The organism is Malonomonas rubra DSM 5091, assembly GCF_900142125.1.
In the GTDB taxonomy this organism is placed as follows: domain Bacteria; phylum Desulfobacterota; class Desulfuromonadia; order Desulfuromonadales; family Geopsychrobacteraceae; genus Malonomonas; species Malonomonas rubra.
Genome location: NZ_FQZT01000011.1, coordinates 47,677 through 70,911, shown reverse-complemented (window position 1 = coordinate 70,911; position 23,235 = coordinate 47,677). Strand labels below are relative to the sequence as shown.

The following is a 23,235-nucleotide window of genomic DNA, read 5'->3' as shown; positions in this document are numbered from 1 at the left end:
GGTCGCTGCTGATCGAAGGCCCGCCGAAGGTTCACCGGGTTATGTGCAAGAACCGGAGGTGCAAATGTGCCGCAGAGTATTTTCAACAAGATGGGCGGGTCGTCACTCAGGAAATTATTCCGAGCTGGTAGGCTCATTTTTGGATGGGAGGAGGAGAGATGAACAAGCAAGTTGTGGTGATCGTTAAGCGGATCGATGGAATTACGACCAGGATCCATGTAGAGCGTCGTAAGCCGAAGCGTATTTTCTTTCGATAGCTTTATTATATAATAAAACAACATAGGAGGCTGTTTTGTTCACAAACTATTACCGGCATGAAGACTGTGGGGCCGAGTGGCAGGATGATTGGGATTGCACCTGCAATGACAGGTGCCCTGTGTGCAATGTAGAGATCGAGCCCTATAAATCTTTTGACTACAAGGCGAACGATTATATTTTTCATGGTTACGAAGAGCCGCGCGGGCGCAGGGAGAGTGCGGTGGCTCTAGTTGCCAAGGGTCGAGTTCACTTCACCTTTGATAAAATCGACTCTTGGCAGAAGATCGAAAACGATTCTTTCAAGGAGATCGAGCGGGTCTTGTTGGAGATTCATCCCAAGGCGCACAATCTTTCCAGTATGAAGCAGCTCCGCCAGTGTGGTGTTTGCGTCGATTATCAGATCGAATTCAACGTGACCGATTAAGGCGAGGCACATCGCAAATACCTTCCTCACTTCTGGACAGCAAATTCCAGAAGTCACTTCTCAGCCTGGGTTGTCGCTCTTTGTCCGGTTTGCTTTATGTCGGGAGCCGCACCTCAGGCTGTTTTCATCTCCAGCAGATCGCGACGCCGCTGGAAACTTTTCCCCTCATTGCTTTTTTTGAATGTTTCTGGTTTTTACCTGCCCGTGGGGGCAGGAGTGCCGGGCCATCCACAACCAAACGAGCGGAAGCGAGTAGAACCGCAGATATCCATGAAGAGTGTGAGCGAAGCGAACCAGGGGGAGCCGCGCCAAGGTGGCGCGTAAAGGCTCCCCCGGCTCTTTGTGGGTATCTGTTTGCGGTTCGTTTGATTGTGGATGGCCCTGGCCGGATGCAAAGAATTTGCAGCCGTCAAAAGCTCGGCAAGGTCCAGCCCGCGACAAACTCGTGGACCATAACGGCCCCCGACCTCCCACGCCCATTTGGGGCAGGGGAGGCGGAAAATTTTCGTATGTACGAAAATTTAGTGGGGAGGGGGTAATAGTGCAGGATTCGCTTGACAGCATAAAAAAGTACATCTAGTATTTTTTCAGCTCTTCCCCCTCCCCACAAGGGAATTCATTCAAGGCGAAAAAGAAAATGCCGATCATCAAAGCCGAAGTCGATAAAGAGCAGAAAACAGCCTTCCGGAACCTCGCCAAAAGCCAAGGCATGACCGAAACGGAACTGTTACGCCAAATGATCAACCAAGCGACAGATGCAGCGGTTGTTGATTCTGAAGAAAAAATTGAACGCAACAACAGAACGACCATCAGCTTCACCGAACAGGAGTTCAATCGACTGATACAACGGAGCCGGGCAGATGGGTTCAGTAAACACACCGCCTGGATTGTCGGCTTGGTCAGGACTGTTCTCTTTCGTCAACCAAGCTTCTCTACAAGCGAAATAGACGTGCTCAGAGAATCAAACAGAGAGATCGCTGCGATCGGCCGCAACCTGAACCAGATCGCCCGCGCTATAAATGCAGACTTTCGTGATGAGAGTCGGATCAAACGAGCAGAGATAAAAGCGATAGCAGATAGCTTTGCTGTTCACAAAAAACAGGTTTTCAGGCTGATTGATCAAAGTTTGAACCGTTGGAGCGTTGACGATGAGTGATAAAGCATTCGGCCTGGCAGAGGGGATTCTAGAAGGCGATCCAAAGCTCAGCCGTCAGAAGCCGAGAGATCTGAATATCATTCGACAGAGAGTCGAACGGGTCGTGAAACGTAGGCCGGAGGTCATGGTCAAAATCACCGGCAACACGAAGGGCGAAGCACACCTGAAAACCCACCTTGATTATATAACCCGAAAGGGAGAGCTCGAGGCAGAGAACGAGCGTGGTGAAATTATCGACGGACGGGCAGATGTTGCAGAGGTCGCAGAAGAATGGATGCTGGACGCTGGTCGACGAAAAAAGAACACGCGCGACAGTACCAATATCGTGCTCTCGATGCCGCCTGGAACAAACGCAGCAGCGGTAAAGGATGCTGCGCGGGAGTTTGCACAAAAGACTTTTGCTGAAAATCACCAGTATCTTTTTGTCCAGCACCAGGACGAGAAGCATCCCCACGTGCATTTAACTGTCAAAAACCTTGGCTATGATGGGACGCGGTTGCACGTCAAAAAAGGAGATCCTCAGATCTGGCGCGAGGCTTTTGCCAAACAATTGCGGAAGCATGGCGTCAAGGCAGAAGCAACGTCTCGTGCTCCTCGTGGGGTGGTAAAGAAGTCGGTTAAACAGGCAATTCAATCAATGCGCAAAAGAGGTGTGCGGTCAGAGGTTGATCAAGCCAAGGTTCGGGCTGCAATCACGGAGCTCAAAGAAGGCGTCAAAGAGAGCAGGCCCTGGGAGAGCAGAATCAAGGAACGTCAAACAGGCATAAGGCAGGGCTGGCTGACTGTCGCAAAGGAACTGGCAAAAAGTTCGAACGCTGAGGATCAAACGCTTGCAGAAGACGTCATGAAGTTCGTGAAGACGATGCCGCCCTTGCAGACCGAGCGGCATGAGATCCAGGCAAAGATTGCGGGGCAAGTGCGTCAGACTCAGACGCCACAGCAAGCCCGCAATAAAAACCAACCGAAACCGGAGCTGAAACGATGAAACTGAAACTCACCCTAACCTTGTTGCTGATTCTGATGGTTTCGTCCTCCTCCTTTGCCGCCAGCATCAAAGACAAGGTCTTTGGATCGATCTTTGTCGATGAAATCACCAGCGTCTACGATGGCGATACCTTCAGGTGCACGATCAAAGAATGGCCACCGATCATCGGGGAAAGAGTCGGAATTCGTGTAGATAAGATCGATACTCCGGAAATGAGGGATAAGCGGCCAGAGATCAAAAAACTGGCCCAACAGGCAAAACAGTTCGTCGTCGAGCGGCTGAGATCGGCAAAAACGGTCGAGCTGCGCAACATGCGGCGGGGGAAATATTTTCGGATTGTCGCTGATGTTTATTATGACGGTCAGAGCTTATCTCAGGCTTTGCTTGATTCAGGACTGGCAAAGCCATATCACGGAGGAACAAAGCTGGAGTGGTAAATGAGTTTATTTCCCGTACGGTACAAATTAGCCTGATTTGTCTTCCCTTCTTTGAAAATGTCCTGTACGGGAAAACTTTCTTGCTTGGTACCGGGACACCTGTTAGTATTTTCCCGAACGTGAAATAAATCGTCAGCCAGTAGATATTAAGGATGAGTTGATGCCATTCGTCGGCCCCAATAATGAGCCCATAAAGGACACTTTCGAGATCGGAAGAATCCTCCGGAAAAAAAGAAAGTCCCAGGGACTGACACTTGAGCAGGTGTCACAGCATTGTGGTCTGAGCATAAGATTTATTTCTGAGGTTGAAAGAGGGAAGGCCACTGCTGAAATCGGGAAGGTCCTTTTTTTGCTCCATACAGTTGGTGTTGACCTGTACGCGAGCACCAGAGAGTGAAGAGTAAATGATCGATAAATTATTTGCTTATAGAGACACTCAAAAAGTGGGGACCCTCTCAAGAGAGGGCGAGTCCTACTTTTTTTGTTACGATCCGGCATGGCTTGCACAGGAGTCGCCAAGCCCTCTCTCTCATTCTCTGCCTCTCCAAGGAGAACCTTTTACGGCCAAAGAAACAAAGCCATTCTTCTCTAACTTACTGCCTGAGGGCCAATTCCGAGATCACATCGCCAATAAATATCGCGTGTCCGCTGAAGATGATTTTGCGTTACTTGCCGCTTTAGCAGGCGACTGCGCCGGAGCAATCTCTTTATATTCAGAGGAGCAGCTTCACTTATCCCAGGGGAGTCGCCACGAGTATCGGCACCTCTCGGGGAACGATAAGAAAAAGCTCTTCGAAGAAGCTTTTATTATGGACCTTTCTTTTCTCGGTCCCGAAGAGTCAACCCGCCTGTCCTTGGCCGGCGTACAAGACAAACTGCCCGTCATGGTAAAAGACGGCGAACTCTACCTGCCGCTAGATGGAGCCCCCAGCACCCACATCCTTAAACCACAACATTTCAAATGGGATGGTCTGGTCGAAAACGAGGCATTTTGCATGTCCCTCGCAAAAGAGATGGGACTGGATGTGCCGGAAGTCTTCATCTTAAATGGCCAAGATAATGCCTATATCATTGAGCGATACGACAGGGCATTTGATGAGGAGGGCAGGGTCGTTAGGATTCATCAGGAAGATTTTTGCCAAGCCCTCGGCTATTCATACAGGGAGAAGTATGAAGAAAATGGAGGGCCTGGGCATAGGGACTGCTTTAATCTGGTAAAGACTTTCAAAAACCCTCTTGCCGACAAAATTAAGCTCATCAACCTAACCGTATTTAACTGCCTGATTTGTAATTACGACTGCCATAGTAAAAATATTTCGCTGATCTATGACGGCGGCTTGGCTCCTTCACTTGCCCCGTTCTATGACCTTGTCTGCGTCGGCGTATATAGCCTGCCCAGTCGTTTTGCAATGAGTATTGGCGGTGCATTTGAGCCGAAAGAGCTTTCTCTTAGCGTCTGGGAACAATTCTCAAAAGATATCGGCGAAGGGTCTTCAAAGCCTGTCGTAACAACAGTTCAGAAGATGGCTGAAAAAATCCCGGTAGCAGCTCGCAGGATTGCCAGGGAAATGAGTGAGTGCTATGGCGAACACCCCATCTATCAGGCAATAGTCGACCAAATTACCAATAGGGCAGAGATTGCATTGAGGCAAATCAAGACTTAGCTGTAAAAGTCTGAACCTGACCTGACAGACAGTGTCGGATTTAGTCGTAACTAATTTTCTTCAAAACTTACTATTTTTGAGACCTTGTTTCCCCCTGTGTCAGCATAGTTGTCGCCTCTAACTGAACTCCAAAACAAATCACTGGGGGCAGGTTGGAGGAACATGTATTCTAAAGCGTATCGGGCCATGGTGATTCAGAAGGCGACCGGCCCCAATGCTCTTTCTCTTGAAGACCTGATAAAAGAGTTCGATGCTTCTCGTGCTTCTATTTACAGATGGTTGAAAGATGCCGCTACGGTAGAAAGCGGGTCTGCCGAACCAGATGCTGAACCACTTTGCTTACCAAAACCGAGTAAGATGAAACGACCACAAGACTGGAGTCCCGAAGAGAAACTGGCGGCGGTTTTAGAAGCAGCCTCTTTGCCCGATGCAGAGTTGGGTGCGTTTTTGCGCAACAAGGGGCTGCATCAGACCCATTTGCAGCAATGGCGCGAACAAATGCTGGATGGGCTGAAGCCGGTTCCGGTGCAAAACAAGAATAAAGCCTTAGAAAGCGAGCGCGTCCGAAAGCTGCAAAAAGATCTCAGACTCAAAGAAAAAGCCTTGGCTGAAACGGCGGCTCTGCTGGTTCTCAAAAAAAAAGCCCAGGAAATCTGGGGGGACGAGGACGACGGCACGGGCAGTTAGAGCGACAACGGGTTCTTGAATTGATCGATGATGCTGTTGCTCAGGGCTCCAGACTGAACCCTGCTGCCCGGATTCTGGGGCTGACGGCTCGGACCATTCAGCGCTGGCGTTTGCAGAAGGATGACGGGCGGCATGGCCCGTTGACCGTACCAGCAAACAAGCTGAGCCCCGAAGAACGGCAACTGGTCCTGTCAGTGGCAAACTCTCCGGTGTATCGGGAGATGTCCCCTAAGCAGATTGTTCCCCGTTTGGCTGATCAAGGCCAATATATCGCTTCGGAATCGACCTTTTACCGGATCTTGAGGGCGACGAATCAGCTCACTCACCGGCAACGGAGTCGCCCGGCCACACACCGACGTCCAAAAGAGAAAACGGCAACTGGGCCGTGTCAGGTGTGGTCCTGGGATATTACTTATTTGCGCTCCTCAATCAGAGGTCAGTTCTTTTATCTCTATCTGATCCTGGATGTCTGGAGCCGCAAGATTATTGCGGCAACTGTGTTCCCCAAAGAGTCTGGCCAGAACAGTGCTCTACTTTTTGTTGAAGCATTCCACCGGCACGGTGTTGATCCGAAAAGTTTAACCCTGCACTCCGACAATGGGAGTCCAATGAAGGGTTCAACGATGCTCGCAACACTCCAGCGACTCGGCGTGGTTCCATCATTCAGTCGGCCTGGAGTCAGCAACGATAATCCGTTCTCCGAGTCGCTGTTCAGAACCTTGAAATATCGACCAGAGTATCCCTCTCGGCCGTTTGCTACAGAGCAGGATGCCCAGAAATGGGTTGATGCCTTTGTTCACTGGTACAATACCGAGCACCTACACAGCGAGATCCGCTTCGTAACACCGGATGATCGGCATTATGGGCAAGACACTGCAAAGCTGAAGAACCGTAAGAACGTTTATGAGCAGGCGCGGGAAAAGAATCCAGAGCGCTGGGCAAGGCATACCCGCAACTGGACACCAATAGAAATCGTTCGACTAAATCCTGAACGAAAACGGCCCTCCGAAGAGGGCCTGAAATCAGAAGCTGCTTGAAAAGATCGAGGCGACAACTACCTTGACACCCGCCGGTTTGCTCGTGGGGGTTTTTGCGTTTTTAAAGGGGTGATTTGGAAGATTTGTCCTTTTCTTTATCTCTTTCAGGTTGTCCTTCATTTTCCCCTTGATTGTCTTCTAATTTTTCCTTCCATTTATTAAGTCTCGCCTGTTCAACTTCTCCTTCTTTCATCCTTTTCTCATAATCAGGATGATCTGGATTTGGCCCAACCTCATAATGGGTAATCCCTTCTGCATCTGTGTAGCTGTCTTCAATGGTAAAAGGCACATAAGCAAAAACCATCCTCAAAAAACGCAGATCCAAAAAGAAGCTTATAACGATCAATAAACAAATGACTGCAAAGAACGCCAACGGTAGTTGGCCGATTTGGGAAAATTCTGGCCCAGCAAAACCAAGAGGGTTAATAACTGAGAAGCCTGACAAGGTAAAAAAAGCAATATATAAAAGGCCAGCAATAAGAAACCCCCAAGCCTCGGAACTCCAAATAATCGGAACGGGAGAACCGGTGGACCTTTTTCCAGTGAGGGACATTAGGGCGAATCTAATAATCAAAATTACGAACATCAACAGCACTGAAATTATAAAATATCCAATAATCAGCCCAACAAAACTACCTGTCAAAAACAGAACTAACTTACTCGATCTGCTGACAAATGATGCCGCCAAAACAAAAATTGTTAAGCGGGCTATGTAGAGAGTAATTATGTAGTCTAGATTTGCCAAATTCCATCGTCTGACATCATTATTCTGCATCATGTACTCAATTGTACATCTCGTCATTGAATAAACGCACAATATTGAGAAAACAACCTGAAGTGACGCCCCTTCTAGGTTTACGTTCTCCAAAATGCCGATTGATGTGTTTGTAATGTCGAATTGGGCCGCTGACCAAGCGAGTCCAACACCACATATTAACGAGGTATTTCTACGGGAAGCTCTATAAGCTGACGATAATTCGATCACCCTGCCCCCAAACAAAGAGATATTAAAGGATATGAAAAAGCCATCTGCGCGACTGCGGATGGCTTGTCAATATTGTTCAATGTTTCCCCCTGGTTCTCAGAAACCTACATGTGAAAGACACTAGCCAATGTAGCGGAATTATTGCAGTCGGTCAATTCTGGGAGTTTCCCTTAATTTGTGTCATTGATCTTCAGGGATAACAGTCGGCTGACTCAGCTTGTGGGTTTAGATATTCCGTATTCCAATGCGACCTGACTGCTTCATCGTTTCAAATCTATGGAGTGCTGAAACACGAAAGCCGCTGGAAATGCTCCAACGGCTTAATCGTTAAGTCACGATTTAATAGACTTTGAAGAATCTATTTTGATTGATGCTCCTCACACCCGCTATTGGCCGTCGATTGGCGATTCCAATATTTTTCGTATCTCGCTGTTTAGCTCTTTACTATTCAAAGGCTTCATCAGTAGTGCCTTCACACCTATTGCCTGAGCTTTTTCGGCATTCAACACGGCGCTATGGCCGGTACAAATGAGCACTGGGAGGTCGGTACGTATCAACATTGCTTTTTGGGCCAAAACATCTCCCGACATTTCTGGCATCGTTTGGTCCGTAACGATCAGATCGTAGTTATCGGGATTGGCTTGAAAAAGTTCCAGCGCTTCATTGGCGGAAGTTGTGGCGGTCACTCTGTAGCCCAACGACTCAAGGGTCTCTTTTCCCAAATCGACCAGCATGGCTTCATCGTCAACCAAAAGAATGTGCTCTGATCCTGGTTGATTAACCGATGCATCGTAAGAAGTTTTCTTGCCGTTTGGAATCTCAGAGGATAGAGGGAAAAACACATTGAAGGTTGTTCCATCTCCCACGGCGCTCTCTACACCGATGGCACCATCGTGGCTCTGTACAATACCATGAGTGACGGCAAGCCCCATACCCGTCCCTTCTCCTTGCTTTTTGGTCGTAAAGAACGGGTCAAAAATCCGGGTCATTATCTTTGGGGGCATCCCAGAGCCGTTATCTGAAACAGTCAGTTGCCCATATCTTCCTTGGCGCAGGTTTGGATATTTCGCTGCAGTAACGGCGTCAACATCGACCTGGTCCAATTTGATTGCGATTTCGCCGCTTTGCTCCGACAGAGAATGGTAGGCATTGGTACAAAGGTTCATGACTACCTGATGGATCTGGGTCGAATCGCCCCGCACTGTTCCAGTTCCTGGATCTATATCCAGCCGAATGGAAACTGTCGTAGGAATGGTTTTTCTCAGCAGCCTGATCGCTTCCAGTACCACCGAGTGAAGCTCAACCAGCTCAAGGTTTTTCTCGCCTTTACGACTATACATGAGAATCTGCTTGACCAGTTCTCTGGCTCGTTCAGCAGCGGAGAGAATGTGTTTAAGATTTTTTCTACTTTTGGTGTCGCAGTTCGGGTTACGTAAGGTCAGTTCCGTGTAGCCGAGGATTGCAGAAAGAATGTTGTTGAAATCGTGAGCAACGCCTCCGGCCAATGTGCCGATAGCCTCCATTTTTTGCGAGTGGCGTAATTGCTCCATCAGTGCATTTTTATCTGCTTCGGCTTTTTTCAAGACAGTAATATCTTCAACACTGGACCAGATGTGCTTTTCACCGTCCCTGACGACAATCATGCCGTTCAGACGCACCGGAACCAGGTGTCCATCTTTGTGACGATACTCCTTCTCGTAGGGGCCGTAGTGTCCGGTTGCCTCCAGCTGCCGTAACTGCCGCTGTTCATCCGGGGCATATTTTTTCGGCGTTATGTCCCAATAGGTCAGCCTTAAAGTCTCTTCGATGCTGTAACCGAGAATCTTAGCGTAGGCAGGATTTACCGAGACAAGCGAACCGTCCATGGCACACAAGGCAAGGCCAATAGGCGATTGCTCGATCAACTCGCGGAAACGCTTCTCGCTCTCCTGTAGAGCATTCTCGGCCTGTTTTTGCTCGCTGATGTCGCGAAATTCGATGACCCGAACCTCTCTTCCCTGGTAGGTCACATTTTTGCCCCTTATTGCCAGAGGATAGATAGAGCCGTCGTTGCGAACACCTTCAACTTCATAAGCTTCTGCATAACCGTTCTTGATATTGTTTAATACCAGATCGAGCGAATCAGGAGCGATCAGCTTAAGCCCGTCCATGCCAATAAGTTCATCATGGGAAAAACCTGTGATTTCCGACAGGCTTTGATTGCAATCGAGTATCAGGCCTTTTTCATGAATAATGACCCCACCAAAGGATGCGTCATGTAACGCTCGAAAGCGATCTTCGCTCTCTCTTAACAGTTTATTCTGCAGCCCCTCCTCGGCGAGCATCAGCGTAAGCCGATGAATAAAATTCAGATTCTTACGCAGGGTTTCTTCAGTAAAATAGGGAACCTTTTTCATCGCTGCCAGGTATTCAGGCACGTCAAAACCGTATTGACGTGCCTGGTTGGCGAAATAGGCTTCCTCCGGCGGATCGATGAAGAGCTGTCCGGTAAAAACGTTGCCGAGATGATTCCCTGCCACGACGATTGGCATCGCAGCATCGACGAGCCCCATTGGGCAGCGATAGATAACTTGAGGCATTTGTTGGTTTAGGTCGGACTCGATGCTTCGATCGCTCTCAATGCACTTTTTTTCTGTTTCCGGATTGATGCGATGGAATTTTTCGCAGATATCCTGCCACGCCGTCGCTATAAGAATGTTGCCATCGATATCGATGACGGCGGAGGGCATGCTGTGGAGTTCATCTAGTGAATCCAACAGGTCACGTAATTTGGGAATATCTAGAAGTTCTTTGAGTGAATATTCCATGGAGTTTTGCTCGCACAATCGGGTTAACTGATCATCTCAGAAAAAGAATGCTTTAAACTGCCTGGATGATAGACGATTAAACATGTCAAATAATAGCAGAGATTTCAGGAGGTGCATAAATAGCCCGTATGAAAATGCTAAATTCCAGAAAAGAGTTTGTTTCAAAAGTATGGAGTTTTCAACACTTCATCAGCGCCCCCGTTCTCGCTGATCCGCGCTTCGCATAAGTTGCTTCAAAAAGGATCTCATATGTTCCTTGAACTGATGAGACAGGAGCTAATCTGACCCTGACTGTCAGATCAAGTTTGAGCTACTACAACTTAGCGCTTCACATTCAGCGTTTTTGTATCTGGGAGACTTGGGCTTTTTGCATCTGCCGAACCTCGCGGACTTTGATCTGCGGGCTTTGCTGGCCCTTCTCAACCCTATCCGCGACCCGATTTTTCACTTGGCTCATAAAGCGCTTCTGATCGGCTTTTTTCGGGAACCGCTCGGCGATTTTCTCAGCGATCTTGACTGTCGCGGCTTCGTTTTTTAAGTCCGGGTAGTCTTTGACCAATTTCTCCGGCCGTGAATCTCTTATAGCCTTTGCTTTGGTTGATCGTTCAGGATGGCCAACCGGCTGTTCTTTCTCTATGCCGGGTTGTTTAACCGGCAACGCCTCTTTTTCTTTTAGTTCGGTATGGTCGATCGGCTTTAACCGCTTTGCCAATACCGCAAGATCAGATCCTTTCGGCTCATACCCTTTGACTTCTAGGCCCTGCTCGCTTGCCTTTAGCCAAATATTACGGCGGAAATCATCAGAACCACGAACTTTTATTTCCGTCCAGCCTCTCGCTTTTGCGATCTGGATCAAAGAAGCGGCGATCATTGCCCCGCTCGATTTCGTTAGGAGCTTATGCCCCTTATCCCGAAATGCTAACTGGTCGGGGTGCTTGTCATAGAAGAACTTGTCCCCCACCTGCAGGTAGTGCTTCTGGATTGAGGCTGGTAGGTCCGTACTTTTTCGGTAACTCTCCGGGACAGCCTCTTGGGTCTCGACCTGTTGCGCCCCGGTTTCCAGGTCGGCAGTATTTTTGCCGGAATTTTTCTGCTTTGCTGCAGGAGCAATTTTCTCTTTGTTCAGATGGCGCACAGCCTCTACAGAGTTTTGTTCCTTCTCTTTAGGTTGTGCGCCTGATAGCTCCGCCGCTCGTTTGGCATCGGTCGCAGAATATCCTCTTTCCTTTTGCAGAAAGGCTGATAGCTGCTCTTGATCTAGGGGAGTTTTCCGAGGCTTTCCGCCATACTCATACCAGCGGTAATACTCTGGGCTATCCCAATGGAAATACTCAAGCGGCGGACGCGTCTCTTCTGACATGATTTTCTCGCTTTTAGTGACCAGAGAATTTAGGGCTTGCTTGGAAGATAACCATACCGAGCCATGATTTCTTCTTTTACTTGCCTGTTGCCGCTCCGACATTTGTAGAGGTATTTTCTGCGCTCTCTATAGGTTCTCGATGCACTAAAGTCTCCATGCTTTTTTTTCTTGATCTTAAAATAGTTGTTTATTGGTTCATTGCAGGTCTGAGCGTGTTCAGTCGCAGTCTCATAGTCCGAAAGGCAAAGTTCAGACGCACAAGCATCGTCAGCGGAGCTCGCATAAGTGAGGTTGCTTGTGGCAAAAGCCCCAAAACCCACCACAGCGCAAATGAGTAAGATCATGTTTCTCGTTTTTTTCGACATTTTGCCTCCTTTAGAGTGAAAGAAATTTCGTACGTACGAAATCTTTAAACACTGGCTTCTATTTCGTTAAAAAAGCGATCAACGATTTTCGTCATTTGTTGATCGGAAATTTCCCCTGTAGGGACTTCCACAGATGAAAAATCACAGGAGAAGTCTTCGATATCAAGCTGGTCAATCTCAGCGATATCTTCTGCCTTGATCGCGCGCTCTACGGTCATTGGTTCAGGGCTGTTGCCTAGCATAGAAAACCCAGGGAAGTCCCTCTTTCTGATTTCAAGTTTGCCAATATCTGGAGGATTGAGCAGCCGGTGTGTAAAGGTCTTTTCTTTGTAATAACGGATCTTCCGGCAGAGGATCGGTGGGCAGTTCTCGGCGATAATGATTTGGTTGTCCTGGCCCAGTCCTCGCAGCTCTTGCGGTAAAAGCAGGGCGCGGCGCTGATCGGATTCACTGATGCTTTTACTGTCGCGTCCACCAAAGTTGCGGGAGCGAGTGCGCCCTTTAACTGTCGTGTCACCGAGCGTTTCGGAAATATCCTTAGCGTCCTTATTGCCCTTTGGCGCAAAGATCACGCGCAGGGCGTGATTGTCCATGAAGCTCTCGGCGGCATCGACACCGTATATCTCGCGAATCTGTGCAGGGGACTGGATGATCGGCAGCAGGCGAAGCCCATAACCGGCAATGAAGGACAGGCCACGCATCAATATATTTATCCGTCCGAGGGCGGCAAATTCGTCCATAAGTAGCAAGACTTGATGCTTTAGCTCCGGGTTTTGTTCCGGGAGTTGGCGGGTGTTCAGTTCGATTGTCTGCTGAAAGAAAAGATTCAGCAGCGGGCCAAGCCGATCAAGTGCACCAGGAGCAACGCCGAGATAGATTGTTTGCCGCTTTTTTCGCAGATCGCGTAGGTCAAAATCGTTCTCAGACGTCGCGGCATCGATTATCGGGTTAAACCAAAGCTCCAGGGAGCTGGTGAAGGTTTTGCGGATTGAAGAGCGGGTTGAATCGCTGGTGTTAAGGTAGTCGCTCAAAGCGGCAACGCATTCACCGGACAGGGGCTGTCCTTGTTCGTTTCGTTCTGTGATGATGGTTGAGAAGTGCAGATCATCACCGGAAGTCGCTTGACGTAAAACCTCACCCAACGACACCGGCAAACCTTCTGTTTCGAGCAAGTAGAGAACAATACCGAGAAAGAACGAGCGGGCCGAGGCTTGCCAGATCGGGGCTTCCCGGTCGTTCTCCGGGAAGATCATGTTGGCGATCGCCTGAATATCGGTAATGCGAAAGTGCGGATTGTCGGAAATATAGTGCAGAGGGTTCCAGCGATGAGAGCGGTAATCGCGGGCCTCCGGATTAAACAAAAAACAGTCCTGGCCGTGCTTGGATCTGAAACCAGAGGTTATATCCCAAAGCTCTTGCTTGGTATCGAGAGCGACAACACTATCGGCCCAGTTAAGTAGGTTTGGAATAGCCATACCGACACCCTTGCCGGAGCGGGTCGGTGCGGCCATCAATACATGCTCTTCACCGCCAAAGATCAAATAGCGACCTTTGTTCTTGCCAACGATAATCCCTTTCTCTGCCTTGAGCTTTGCCTTTCTGATTTCCGACTCTGTAGCAAAGCGAGCCTCGCCGTAAAGAGAGCGGCGTTTAGGGATGATCAGGAGCGCTAAAGGCAGCGCTGCAACTAACGCGGAAAAAATGGCGGACAGGCTAAGCCATGACCTTATTTTTTCGTCCTGGGCGTAGTGATACCAGTAGCTGTAAGCGGTCATAAGGTCGGCGTCTTTGAATTCCCCGCCTGTAACCGCAAGAAAAAATCCGCCGGTCAGGTAGACCCATAGAACAGCACAGACCAGGGTAACCACTACAAACAGCAGCGGTTTAAGCCATGAGTTGTCGTTTAAAGAGAGGGTCATAATAGATCTCTGTGACAATGCGTTTGCGACCGATTTTTTTGATCTGAACAATCACGTCAACGCACATGAAAATAAGCTGCTTAATATCTTCACGGCTCATGGTTGAACCGCTGGCGGATTCTTTCAGGAACAACACAAGCTGCTCGATAGCAAGTCGTGCATTGTTAGCGTGCATCGAGGTAATAGAACCAGGATGGCCGCTATTGACGTTGCGCAGGTAATAAAAGGCCTCATCGCCCCGGATCAGCTCGGCCAGAAAAACCCTGTCCGGTTTCATACGCAGGGCGCTTTCGATCAAATGTTGCTGAGTGACGTTAGCGACACCTTGACCGCCCGCGCTGTAAAAGAGAGATACGCTGTTCGGGTGTGATTCGTGGAGTTTCAGTTCGTCCACATTCTCGATACTCAAGAGGCGCTCATCAGTTGGCACCAAGCCGAGGAGGGAACGCATAAGCGTAGTTTTACCGGAACCGGTAGAGCCGGACACGATGATGTTCTGCTTTTCTTTAACGGCCAGTCCCAGAAATTCTTTAAAGCGGCGTTGCTTTTTTAGCTCTAGGAGAGTTTCTTCATGCTCCATGATGTCTGAGGTTGTATCTTTGACGTTCTCAAAAGCACCGGCTTTCTCGTAATCATCGAGAGTCATAATGACGTTGGCCGGTCGCCGGATCGTCAAGCTAACCGTACCGGGTCTGACGGCAGGGGGGATAACAACCTGCACCCGCTCACCTTGAGGCAGTGTCGCAGAGATAATCGGGTTTTGCTGGTCGATGCTTTGCTGTGAGAAGGTTGCAATCAGCTTGGCGAGCTGAGTACAGCGCTCAAAGGTCATGCCCGGAGCTTCATGGAAATTCCACCCCTCCCGGCCTTCGGTCAGGATCTGGCCAGGAGAGTTGATACAAACTTCTGTAACGTTCGGATCGTCCAGGTATGAGCGCAGCGGTTTTAAATATTCAAGGAGTGGCGCTGCTTTACTTGGAGTCATGATTATTCCTCATACATAGCTAGGTCGTAGACCGGGCTAAAATCAAGATCGCGGGCAACAAAGATGCTGATGTGTTCGCCTTGGTTCTTATAGAGAGTGGGAGGAATATTGATCGAGTTTTCGAGAGCTATTGCTGCTGCTTCCTGGGCTGTTCCGCTGGTACTGCCGACAGTAATGGGTGTGTCACCGTCAGCGGCTTTTGCGGAGGCATAACTCCCCAGATCGTCAATGACGCTCAACATGATTGCGCCACCAAATCTTTCCCAGAAGTGTGTGTCGATGTGTCCGCCATGGCCAGATCGACCGAGCGCGTCAGTGCCTGGAGAGTCGAGAGAGACAATAACTCCGGAAGGGGTCTCCACTCTGTTCCACAGAGCGAAAATCCGAGCTTTGCCGCGCTGTAAACCCCCTTGATACTGACCGACAACACGAGAACCGCGATCGATCAGCTTTACATTTCCGTTGGTACTGTAAACGTCACGGGTCACCCGGCAGCTCGTAAAGCCGGGGAGGTCGCTGCTGATAGCTGTTTCCAGTGCGCAGTCGATGAAAGCGCCTTGGGTCACCAAGAAGTTGCGATCAGGAAGGATGGCTGCTTGTACTGTTTCCATGACCGTTGGCTGCATCTTTTTATCCAGGTTGCTTTTAGGGCTTTTCGGTCCAGAGCCAAACCCACTTGGAGCTGATGGTGCAGGAGCGGCAGCAGAATAACCAGGCAGCCCTGAAATGATGTCGGCGTAACTCGGTGTAGAGGCGGTATTGATCTGGTTTTGAGATTTTCTTCCGCCACTTTGATCGGCGAAGACTCCAGGCAGCATCCGGCGTTCTTCGGGAGTCAGAACTTTCTTTTTCTTCTGGATCTTATAGACAGGCTTCACGGGTTTCGCGGGGGCGATAAGGCCCGTGTTGATGACCTTTGGTCTGACTGGTTCCGGTTTAGGTTCAGCGGCGGGCACCCCGACCTTTTTCTCCGGCTCTATGAGTTCCGGCAGGTTTGAGGCAACGATTTTCTTTCGTCTTTCCTCGGTTGCTGGATCACCGGGGCGAGCGGTTTTTTCTTCCTCCGAGAAGACGCCATTCACGGCAAGAATGGCAACGAGGGCCAAAACGCCTATGAAAACCATACCGATGCGTGATAATGCGCTGTTTCTCTTTGCGGAGTTGACTGGCGGTAGGCCTCGCTCTCCTTCGACTTCATGGTTATCGGGAAGCTGATTTTGGTTGTTCTCGTCCATTTAAATCTCCCCCTTAATTTGTCGTTTTACTCCTGGGATTGTCGTGCCGCGTTCGTTGGTGACGCCGTCTTCATCGTATGATCGGTTGTAGACACAGGCGACCAGCAGGCCTTTGCGCAGTACAAATTTTTCAGCCACCTTGTGGAGAATGATCACATCCCCTTCAACATGTGAATTAACCAGACTTTCCGTTCCGTCCGGGTTTTCAATGTAGATGGCAGGCATCTCTTTGTTGTTGGCAAAGGTCAGGTAGGTAAAGCGTTTATCGTCATAGGCCTTATTGGGCGAAAGAGTTTTGCTCCCTTTTGTCCAATAGTTGAAATTTTTCGGCTGGGATTCGTCGTTTTGGTTCAGCATGTCACGCAATTTTTCTTTTTCAGCGACACGCTCAGCGGCGCGGGCAGCTGAAGCCGGATACTCAAATTTGACCTGGAAACACATATCGTTCGGTTCCGGATGGGCTCCACGTTTAGAAGCATGCGCGTTAAGCTCAAAATTATAGACACGATAGTTGGTTAAGACCGTCATGTTGGTAATGGGCTGCTTTGCAATAGGCTTCAAGAACAAGTGATTGTTTTGTTCGCTGATGTCCCAGGCCTTGCGATCGCCAATTCCGATTTTTACGATTTTCTCTCCTGGGGCAAATTCAATGTGGGTAGAAAAGCCGTAATGCCCCATGATTCCGACAACCTCTGCGGGGTTATAGGCGATAAACTTAATTCGCTGATCAAATTCTCCGCCTGCTGGGATTTCCAGGGCGTTAGCAGTCCATGGGAGAAGAAACAGGAGGATAATGATTGTCCTTTTCATTTTCTGCTCTCCGATACGGTTTCTGGATCGACTCTATATCCCCGCTGAACTTGAAAACCAAGCGGGTTAATACGGCGATCTTTCTCTTTCATGGGTGCTGATATGTAGGTGAAGGGAACCGTGGCAATCCAATGCGTCGGCAAGCTTCGCTCGCCCGCTCGCTCGACTGTTTTGCTGAAGCGAACCATAGCTACAAGATCATTTATGAAACTGATGTTTTTGACCTTTACTCTGACTTCAGCCGCATCACCGTAAAGAACCAGGGGAGAATTGGGATTGTTTCTTGCGCTCATGCTTTCTGCATAACCTTCTTGTTCTGTTGGAGCGCTGAACAAGCCGACTTTGTAATAGTCTTCCCTGTAGGTTGCGTGTAACCAATGTTCACGCAGAAGGACATACTGATTAATCCAGTATTTGTTAATCGTTTCCTCATAGCTCGTTTCGCCTTCTTTCATGGCGGTTACGATATCCACCATGCCGGTGCTGTTATCTACGCGGACAACAAAGGGCTCGACCTCTTTAAATGGTGCGAGAGCGGCGACAGCTCCAACTGCACAAACAGCAACAAAAACGGCAATGCTGGCCACGATCCAAGCAATCTTTGTTGATTTCTTGGCGGTAAGGATACGGTCAGTTTCCCAGCCGGTTGCCTCATCGAAGTATTGCCGATCGAGAGATTTCTTCGGTTTCGGATCTTGTACCGGTGCTTTCGGTTGCTGAGCGCTTTTTTTCTTACGCTTAATTTTCATGGAATGTCTCCTGGTCGTTCAGCGCAGCTAGGTGTTCATCCTGTTTTTGTTTCTCCCAAGCGGCCATTTGTTCTGTGGTCACATATTCGGGGTTAATGGGCCTCATACCTTCCGCTTTGTTGTTGCAGCAGGGTGGCTTCGGCGCACAGGCGCATATTCCAAAAAATAAAAAAATGGTAAGTAGCTTTTTCATTCAGAACCCTCTCTCTATGTGAACTTTCATACGTACAGAATTTTCTGTTATTGACCTGTGATGCTGTTGCCACCGAAACGGCGCCGATACAGATTTCCGGCTGAAGCAGTCGCTGCTAAAGACCCGGTTTTTACTGCCCCTGCAGCCCCTCTTGCAGTGGCTTTCGTGGTTCGATTAAGCCAAGACAGCATCGGACTTCGCTGAATTATTGTGCTGATAAAGCCTTGAGTTGCTAGAGCGATGCCGCCACCAAGAGCCATAGAAATTTGGGGTGCCTGTCGAAGAACCAAAAAGTTCAGCGCAGCAGTTGCGCCTATTGCCATTGTGTCTCCAATGCCTATAGGAATCCCTGATGTATTAACTTGGTTCAGCACGCTCGTGAGATGCGCCTGAAAAATGAAAAACATAAGATCGATCAGGGAAACAGAAATGATGAGGACAAGGGCGTAGTTGAAGACCTGCCCAAGCCAAAGCTCGAAAAACCGTTGGGTTGCTGAAAACAGCAGAAACACAATGAATATTGGACCAAGGGCCAGCAGAACAACCATTGCGAGCTTAGCAAAAAGTAAAAGAAAAGCTGCATATGTGACTGTAACTACGGTAAAAACCCAGATTATAATGCCGACGAAAGACTCTAATGGATCAAGAATTCCTCCTGCATCCCATGCTGTTTTTCCGAGTGCAAAGCCTTTATTTATAAGGTCATCGAGAAGGGCTGATGTAGGAGCTGCCGTTGTTACGACACCGCTTATTTGCTCTGGGGCACCAATCAGAAAATCAGCGATAATACCGCTATACATGCCAACATTTAGAGCAAAAGATAAGACAATAACAACCCGAAGAAAGCGACCAAGTCCATCCTTTAGAGGTTCTTGAATAGTTCCTCTTATGTGGGCGATCCCCCATAGTGCAAGATATATAATCAAGAGGCTATTAACTATCGGATTAATAAAGGTAATTATATCTCCTACAGTATTGACGATATAGTTATCAATAATAATTCCTAGCTTTTCAAACAGCCTCTGGAATACGTTTATATATGGCATACTATTACCAATCAGTTACAGGAGTCTCAGCACTGTTGTTGTGAGTGGCAAGCTGCGCATTTTTACAATCTTGAGAAATAGTTCCTTTTTGAGCGCACTCGTTTAACTTTGCAATTCTTTCTTTAGAGTGGGTTTCATACCAATCCACACTTTTAGCTTTTTCTTCTGAGCAGCCTGCAAGGGTGGTTGCAAAAAGCATAAGAGTAAGTGCGAGTGTTTTCATTTTAAATTTCCTTTACCAGTCTGTAACAGGGGTTGAGGTTCGGTTTAAGTGTTCTTGCATTTGGTTTTGGGTAAGTAATGCCTGCTCAGCTTTTGCTTGCGATTCCATCATTTGCAGCTTTATCGCTTCGTTCTGCAGCAAAGCGTGCTCGGCTTGGATTCTGGCCTGCAAATCAAGGATGTCCTTTTGCTCTGGGGCTGCGTTAACCTTTTGCACTAGTTTTTCGAGTTCGTTGAAACGCTCGATAGCTTGATCGATAAACTTGTCGGATCGGCCTTTCCATTTGCCTGCGGCATGGTTCTGCCTGTCAAAAAGCTCTGCGGCTGTGTCGGTCAAATCGAATTCATTTGAGGATAAAATGTCTGCGGCCTCTAAAGCGTCCTCGTAATCGACATCCATGTCGTTGTCATAGATCGAGCCAATAATCCCGCCCATGTTTCGAACATTGGAAATGCTGCTCAGCTCGTCTTTAGCAGTATCGAGCTGCTTCTTAGCGGTTTCGACCTGTTCTTTAAGCGCCATGACTTGCTCAATCATCTGAAGCAGCTGCTGGATTGATTGGGCCAAGCCTGCAATGTCGATAACCGGAATCCCCGAAGCCGAAACGGGTAGGGGAGCACTAACAGAAAGTAAGACCAACAGCAGGCAGCTGCTAACAAATCCCTTGAGCTTCTTCATGTCTTTATTTCCTTTGCTCATGAAACAACGGAATCCAGTTGGCAGGATCGTCACCGACGATCTGGATCAGACGATCGACCAAATTGACGTTATCTGTGGTCCCGGAAATGATTGCCAATTCATTGTCGAAGCCCTGTAGGTTCAATTCTGCGACAACACTGCTATGCCCCTGCTTGATCAAAAACCGGCGAGAGCCCGGCGCAAGTTCTTCTTTAATAATTTGGTATTCTCGATTTGTCAGCTTGAAGCCATCGACATAATCTTCTTTGGCGGCTTTCGGATTTGGGAAGAAGAGCATGGTTGCGCACTGCTCAATGATCGAATGGGCGATTTCTGATTTTAGGACATCGTTAGCGCTCTGAGTCCCGAAGACCAGGAAGCCGTTTTGTTTTCGAATTGTCTTTAGCTTGTTCTGAGCCAGGTCCTTGAAATATTCGTCCAGGAGCAGTTTCCAGAACTCATCCATGAAACAAATAAAACGGCGGCCGTCGATGAGTGATTCCATTCGGTGAAACAGATACATGATGATCGGAGTTCTTACGATTGAGTCGTCTAAAAATTCCGTTACATCGAAGCCGAAAAGGGTCTTTTCGGAGAAGTTAAGAGTGTCTTCTTCGTTGTCGAAGACCCATCCAAGAGGGCCACCGACGCACCAGCGGGACAAACGGGCACCGGCTCCCTCAGGGTCTGTTTGATCCATAAAGGCCAGCAAAGACGATAGGCGCCGGCTGGCTGGCTCCAAGCCGGTCATGACCCCGCGTACGCCATCAGAGATTTCATTCAGTTCCCTGTTTGAAAGTTCGCCATTGGCTGGACTTGCCAGCTTGCGGGTTAGATCTTCTAGGAACAGAATGTTTTGCGGGGTTGGCTCCAAACCTCGGAAGGGGTTGAAGCCGGTCGGCTGACCGCTCAGAAGTGGCGAGTAAACGCCATCCATTGCGCGGACAAAAAGCTCCAGGCCTCGGTCCTTGTCGAAGATAAACGAGGTAGGGGCAAACTTCTGGGCCTGAGCCAGCAAGAAGCCTTGGGCAACAGTTTTCCCGGAGCCAGAGGGGCCGATAATGACTGTGTTTGCGAGAGCCTTTTGTTGTTCCTTGTCCTCAGTTTTTTCCGGAGTTGCTTTCTTCTCTCTCAGAACCTTGTCGGTCGGTTCGTGAAAGTTGAAGTAATAAGGGGCGGCGCTGCTGGTTTTAAGCAGTGTCACAGCTGGTCCCCACTGGTTTCGTTGACGACGGCCAGAAGGGTAGTTGTGTAGCGAAGCGAACCCGGCAAAGTTTCGGGAGGTGATCGGCGCAGGCCTGGGGCGAAAACGAAAGTTTGTGGGAAGTTGTGCCCAATAGGCAGCTTCCAGCGCCAGATCTTCACGAGCTACGACTAGGGCGCAGTCTGACAGTGCAGCCCTAGCTGCGCTCAGGTTGTTTTTCAGTTCATCGGGGCTGCGCGCTAAAATACTTAAATTCAGGTGATGCTCGCCCATGACAAAGCGACCTGCTGCGAGATCGTCTAAGGCGTCGCTGATCGCTTGTATTTGAGATTCGGCCAAGTCTCCGGCATTAATCATCCTCGACTGTTGGCGTTTGAGCATTTCAATCGCAACGGGTCGGCTTAAAAAGGTAAAGCTCTGTGTGAGAACAAGAGGGAAAGGGGCCGATAGCAATGCGTTCAGGTAGCCTGCTTCAGTTGTTTCCGGGTATTCTTTGACAGCGAGCATGGCCCCATATGTTTCATTTGTTGCAGAGCGAAGCTCAAAAACTTCCCGCCCGAAAAATGGTCGAGAGGTCGGGAGGGCTTGAGAGAGTGGGGCTCGCGGTAGCGGGAATGGCTGCCATTCTCCATTGACGAGGAAGGCCAGAAATTCCAGCACCTCAGAAAAGAACATCCCTTTCTCTTCATAGCAGCCGAGCCTGTGTGGGTTGTAACGATCCAGGCCTTGCAGGACTATCGAAGTGATCTCATCGAGCTTCTCAAGTGCTGCTTTCTGATCATCGATTTTTTCTTTGTCGCTTTTTCTATCCAGTTTCGAAAAGAGGCGGACAACCTTAACCGGGTTAGGCCGATAGATGATGGTGACATAGAGCTTATTGACCATCATTTTTGATTTATCGAGATGTGCTTTATATTTCTGGTCTAGTGCGGCGGCGAATCCAGGTGAAAACTCACCGTCTGGATGGTTGTTTTCTTCCATTCGGATAGTGTGTGTCCAAAGAGCGATGTCGGGAGCGGCAATATTCTTAATAAGTTGGTTCAGCTGCTCCGCGCAGATGCTTATGTCTTGATCGTCGGCGCTTTCGTGAGCAAACCCTCCCACGCGGATGACTTGTAGATAGTCGCCTGCATCGGTTCTGACCGTGTTCTGGTCAACCTGAGCCGAGAAAGGAATAAAGTCTGCGAGAGAATTCTCTCTTTGCCAAACATCACGCTTCTGGACAGCCATTCACATTTTCCTTTTTTTGTTTCGGGTGTTTGGGAGAGGTGTTGCTGTACTGGCCTTCCAGTAAACTCGGCTAACAGATCGTCCTTTGGTCTGCATCCAGAGCGTTAAAAAGCGAAAGGCGCGTGGATCTTTCAGGCAAATCAGGAAGGCTACAGCATGAACTGGTACGCACAGCAGTAGCCCCCAAATGCTCCCAGTGCCGATGAAAACCACGGATGTCAGCATCCCATTGAAAATGCATGCATCGTAGGACACGCCCCAGACCATAGAGGGGCGAGTCAAACCAGCAAACAATGGGTCGCTGTGTGCAGGCATTAGGACACCGCACCAATAACCAAGTCGGTAATTGCAGCGCCACCAAAAACCAAAACGATGCCGCCAATCCATTGCCCGGCACGACCCCAGGTCAGACGACCAGCCCAAGCCATGTAACCCAAAACAACGATGCCGATGATGGCCAGGCTGCGGGCGATGCCGTTAGTCAGCAAGTCAAGGAGCCAATCAACTCCATCCTCAATCGGACCTGCAAAGGCAAGACTTGGCAGTAGCACAAAAGCAAGAGCCATAAGCAGGACAATTGTGGAGGTGTTTGATGTTTGTGGTGTTGCCGATTGATTCATTTTCGTTCTCCTTTTAGGTAATAGATAGCGAGGAGTAATCCTCTTTGATTGCATCGTGTAGTTCTTAATTCCCTAAATTCGTTGAATTTTTTTTAAAACAGGGCTAAGGTTTTTTTACTTTCATACCTCAGTTTTTGCAGTAGGTACGCCAGTGGGTACTATGGTACATACTGCATGG

Annotated in this window: 23 protein-coding genes; 7 read left to right on the top strand and 16 right to left on the bottom strand. The window is 48.8% G+C overall.

Annotated features, from left to right (window positions below; genetic code table 11):
- Positions 1-292: 292 nt before the first annotated feature.
- The 7 genes from BUB13_RS19070 (at position 293) to BUB13_RS13815 (ending at position 6,648) form a co-directional block, all read left to right on the top strand.
- A complete protein-coding gene (locus BUB13_RS19070; RefSeq protein WP_072909367.1) occupies positions 293-682 on the top strand; it encodes a hypothetical protein in 390 nt (129 codons plus the stop codon).
- A 637-nt stretch (positions 683-1,319) separates the two neighbouring features.
- Positions 1,320-1,838 (top strand): plasmid mobilization relaxosome protein MobC, encoded by a 519-nt coding sequence (gene mobC, locus BUB13_RS13845; protein WP_072909366.1) that lies wholly within the window; start codon positions 1,320-1,322, stop codon positions 1,836-1,838.
- Positions 1,831-2,823, top strand: coding sequence for a relaxase/mobilization nuclease domain-containing protein (locus BUB13_RS13840; RefSeq protein WP_072909365.1), 993 nt, complete (start codon positions 1,831-1,833; stop codon positions 2,821-2,823). Before mobC ends, BUB13_RS13840 begins: the two co-directional genes overlap by 8 nt.
- A complete protein-coding gene (locus tag BUB13_RS13835; RefSeq protein WP_072909364.1) occupies positions 2,820-3,260 on the top strand; it encodes a thermonuclease family protein in 441 nt (146 codons plus the stop codon). The genes BUB13_RS13840 and BUB13_RS13835 overlap by 4 nt, the downstream gene beginning before the upstream one ends.
- Before the next feature lie 160 nt (positions 3,261-3,420).
- Positions 3,421-3,657, top strand: coding sequence for a helix-turn-helix domain-containing protein (locus BUB13_RS13830; protein ID WP_072909363.1), 237 nt, complete (start codon positions 3,421-3,423; stop codon positions 3,655-3,657).
- A gap of 7 nt (positions 3,658-3,664) precedes the next feature.
- A complete protein-coding gene (locus BUB13_RS13825) occupies positions 3,665-4,924 on the top strand; it encodes a type II toxin-antitoxin system HipA family toxin (RefSeq protein WP_072909362.1) in 1,260 nt (419 codons plus the stop codon).
- A 162-nt stretch (positions 4,925-5,086) separates the two neighbouring features.
- Positions 5,087-6,648 (top strand): IS3 family transposase gene (locus BUB13_RS13815; protein WP_139249391.1). Its coding sequence is split into 2 segments (ribosomal slippage): positions 5,087-5,567 and positions 5,567-6,648, totalling 1,563 coding nucleotides; the frame shifts between segments, so codons are not numbered across the junction.
- Between the two features lie 61 nt (positions 6,649-6,709).
- On the opposite strand, the gene BUB13_RS13810 is transcribed toward BUB13_RS13815, so the two are convergent.
- The 16 genes from BUB13_RS13810 to BUB13_RS13735 form a co-directional block, all read right to left on the bottom strand.
- A complete protein-coding gene (locus tag BUB13_RS13810; RefSeq protein WP_072909359.1) occupies positions 6,710-7,423 on the bottom strand; it encodes a hypothetical protein in 714 nt (237 codons plus the stop codon).
- 596 nt (positions 7,424-8,019) lie between these two features.
- Positions 8,020-10,440 carry a PocR ligand-binding domain-containing protein gene (locus tag BUB13_RS13805; protein ID WP_072909358.1) on the bottom strand — a complete coding sequence of 807 codons (2,421 nt, stop codon included), beginning with the start codon at positions 10,438-10,440 and terminating at the stop codon, positions 8,020-8,022.
- Positions 10,441-10,774: 334 nt separating this feature from the next.
- Entirely contained in the window at positions 10,775-11,800 is a 1,026-nt protein-coding gene (locus BUB13_RS13800; protein ID WP_072909357.1) for an LPD7 domain-containing protein, read from the bottom strand.
- A gap of 29 nt (positions 11,801-11,829) precedes the next feature.
- Positions 11,830-12,165: a TrbM/KikA/MpfK family conjugal transfer protein gene (locus tag BUB13_RS13795; RefSeq protein ID WP_072909356.1), complete on the bottom strand. Its 336-nt coding sequence runs from the start codon at positions 12,163-12,165 to the stop codon at positions 11,830-11,832.
- A 44-nt stretch (positions 12,166-12,209) separates the two neighbouring features.
- Positions 12,210-14,084 (bottom strand): type IV secretory system conjugative DNA transfer family protein, encoded by a 1,875-nt coding sequence (locus tag BUB13_RS13790; protein ID WP_072909355.1) that lies wholly within the window; start codon positions 14,082-14,084, stop codon positions 12,210-12,212.
- Positions 14,050-15,069 carry a P-type DNA transfer ATPase VirB11 gene (virB11, locus tag BUB13_RS13785; protein ID WP_072909354.1) on the bottom strand — a complete coding sequence of 340 codons (1,020 nt, stop codon included), beginning with the start codon at positions 15,067-15,069 and terminating at the stop codon, positions 14,050-14,052. Before virB11 ends, BUB13_RS13790 begins: the two co-directional genes overlap by 35 nt.
- A 2-nt stretch (positions 15,070-15,071) precedes the next feature.
- Positions 15,072-16,304 carry a type IV secretion system protein VirB10 gene (gene virB10, locus BUB13_RS13780; RefSeq protein WP_072909353.1) on the bottom strand — a complete coding sequence of 411 codons (1,233 nt, stop codon included), beginning with the start codon at positions 16,302-16,304 and terminating at the stop codon, positions 15,072-15,074.
- On the bottom strand, positions 16,305-17,114 hold the full coding sequence (gene virB9 / locus BUB13_RS13775; protein WP_072909352.1) for a P-type conjugative transfer protein VirB9: 810 nt from the start codon (positions 17,112-17,114) through the stop codon (positions 16,305-16,307). It lies immediately after the preceding gene.
- Positions 17,111-17,863: a VirB8 family type IV secretion system protein gene (locus BUB13_RS13770; RefSeq protein ID WP_084092141.1), complete on the bottom strand. Its 753-nt coding sequence runs from the start codon at positions 17,861-17,863 to the stop codon at positions 17,111-17,113. The genes virB9 and BUB13_RS13770 overlap by 4 nt, the downstream gene beginning before the upstream one ends.
- Complete coding sequence (locus tag BUB13_RS13765; protein WP_072909351.1) at positions 17,853-18,056, bottom strand: hypothetical protein; 204 nt, start codon at positions 18,054-18,056, stop codon at positions 17,853-17,855. Before BUB13_RS13765 ends, BUB13_RS13770 begins: the two co-directional genes overlap by 11 nt.
- A gap of 47 nt (positions 18,057-18,103) precedes the next feature.
- Positions 18,104-19,102, bottom strand: a complete 999-nt coding sequence (locus BUB13_RS13760; protein ID WP_072909350.1) for a TrbL/VirB6 family protein — start codon at positions 19,100-19,102, stop codon at positions 18,104-18,106.
- Between the two features lie 4 nt (positions 19,103-19,106).
- Positions 19,107-19,325 (bottom strand): EexN family lipoprotein, encoded by a 219-nt coding sequence (locus BUB13_RS13755; protein ID WP_072909349.1) that lies wholly within the window; start codon positions 19,323-19,325, stop codon positions 19,107-19,109.
- A 12-nt stretch (positions 19,326-19,337) separates the two neighbouring features.
- A complete protein-coding gene (locus tag BUB13_RS13750) occupies positions 19,338-20,003 on the bottom strand; it encodes a TrbJ/VirB5 family protein (RefSeq protein ID WP_072909348.1) in 666 nt (221 codons plus the stop codon).
- Between the two features lie 4 nt (positions 20,004-20,007).
- Positions 20,008-22,437: a VirB4 family type IV secretion/conjugal transfer ATPase gene (locus BUB13_RS13745; RefSeq protein WP_072909347.1), complete on the bottom strand. Its 2,430-nt coding sequence runs from the start codon at positions 22,435-22,437 to the stop codon at positions 20,008-20,010.
- A complete protein-coding gene (locus BUB13_RS19535; RefSeq protein WP_072909346.1) occupies positions 22,438-22,752 on the bottom strand; it encodes a VirB3 family type IV secretion system protein in 315 nt (104 codons plus the stop codon). It lies immediately after the preceding gene.
- Positions 22,752-23,057, bottom strand: coding sequence for a TrbC/VirB2 family protein (locus BUB13_RS13735; protein WP_072909345.1), 306 nt, complete (start codon positions 23,055-23,057; stop codon positions 22,752-22,754). The genes BUB13_RS19535 and BUB13_RS13735 overlap by 1 nt, the downstream gene beginning before the upstream one ends.
- Between the last annotated feature and the right edge of the window lie 178 nt (positions 23,058-23,235).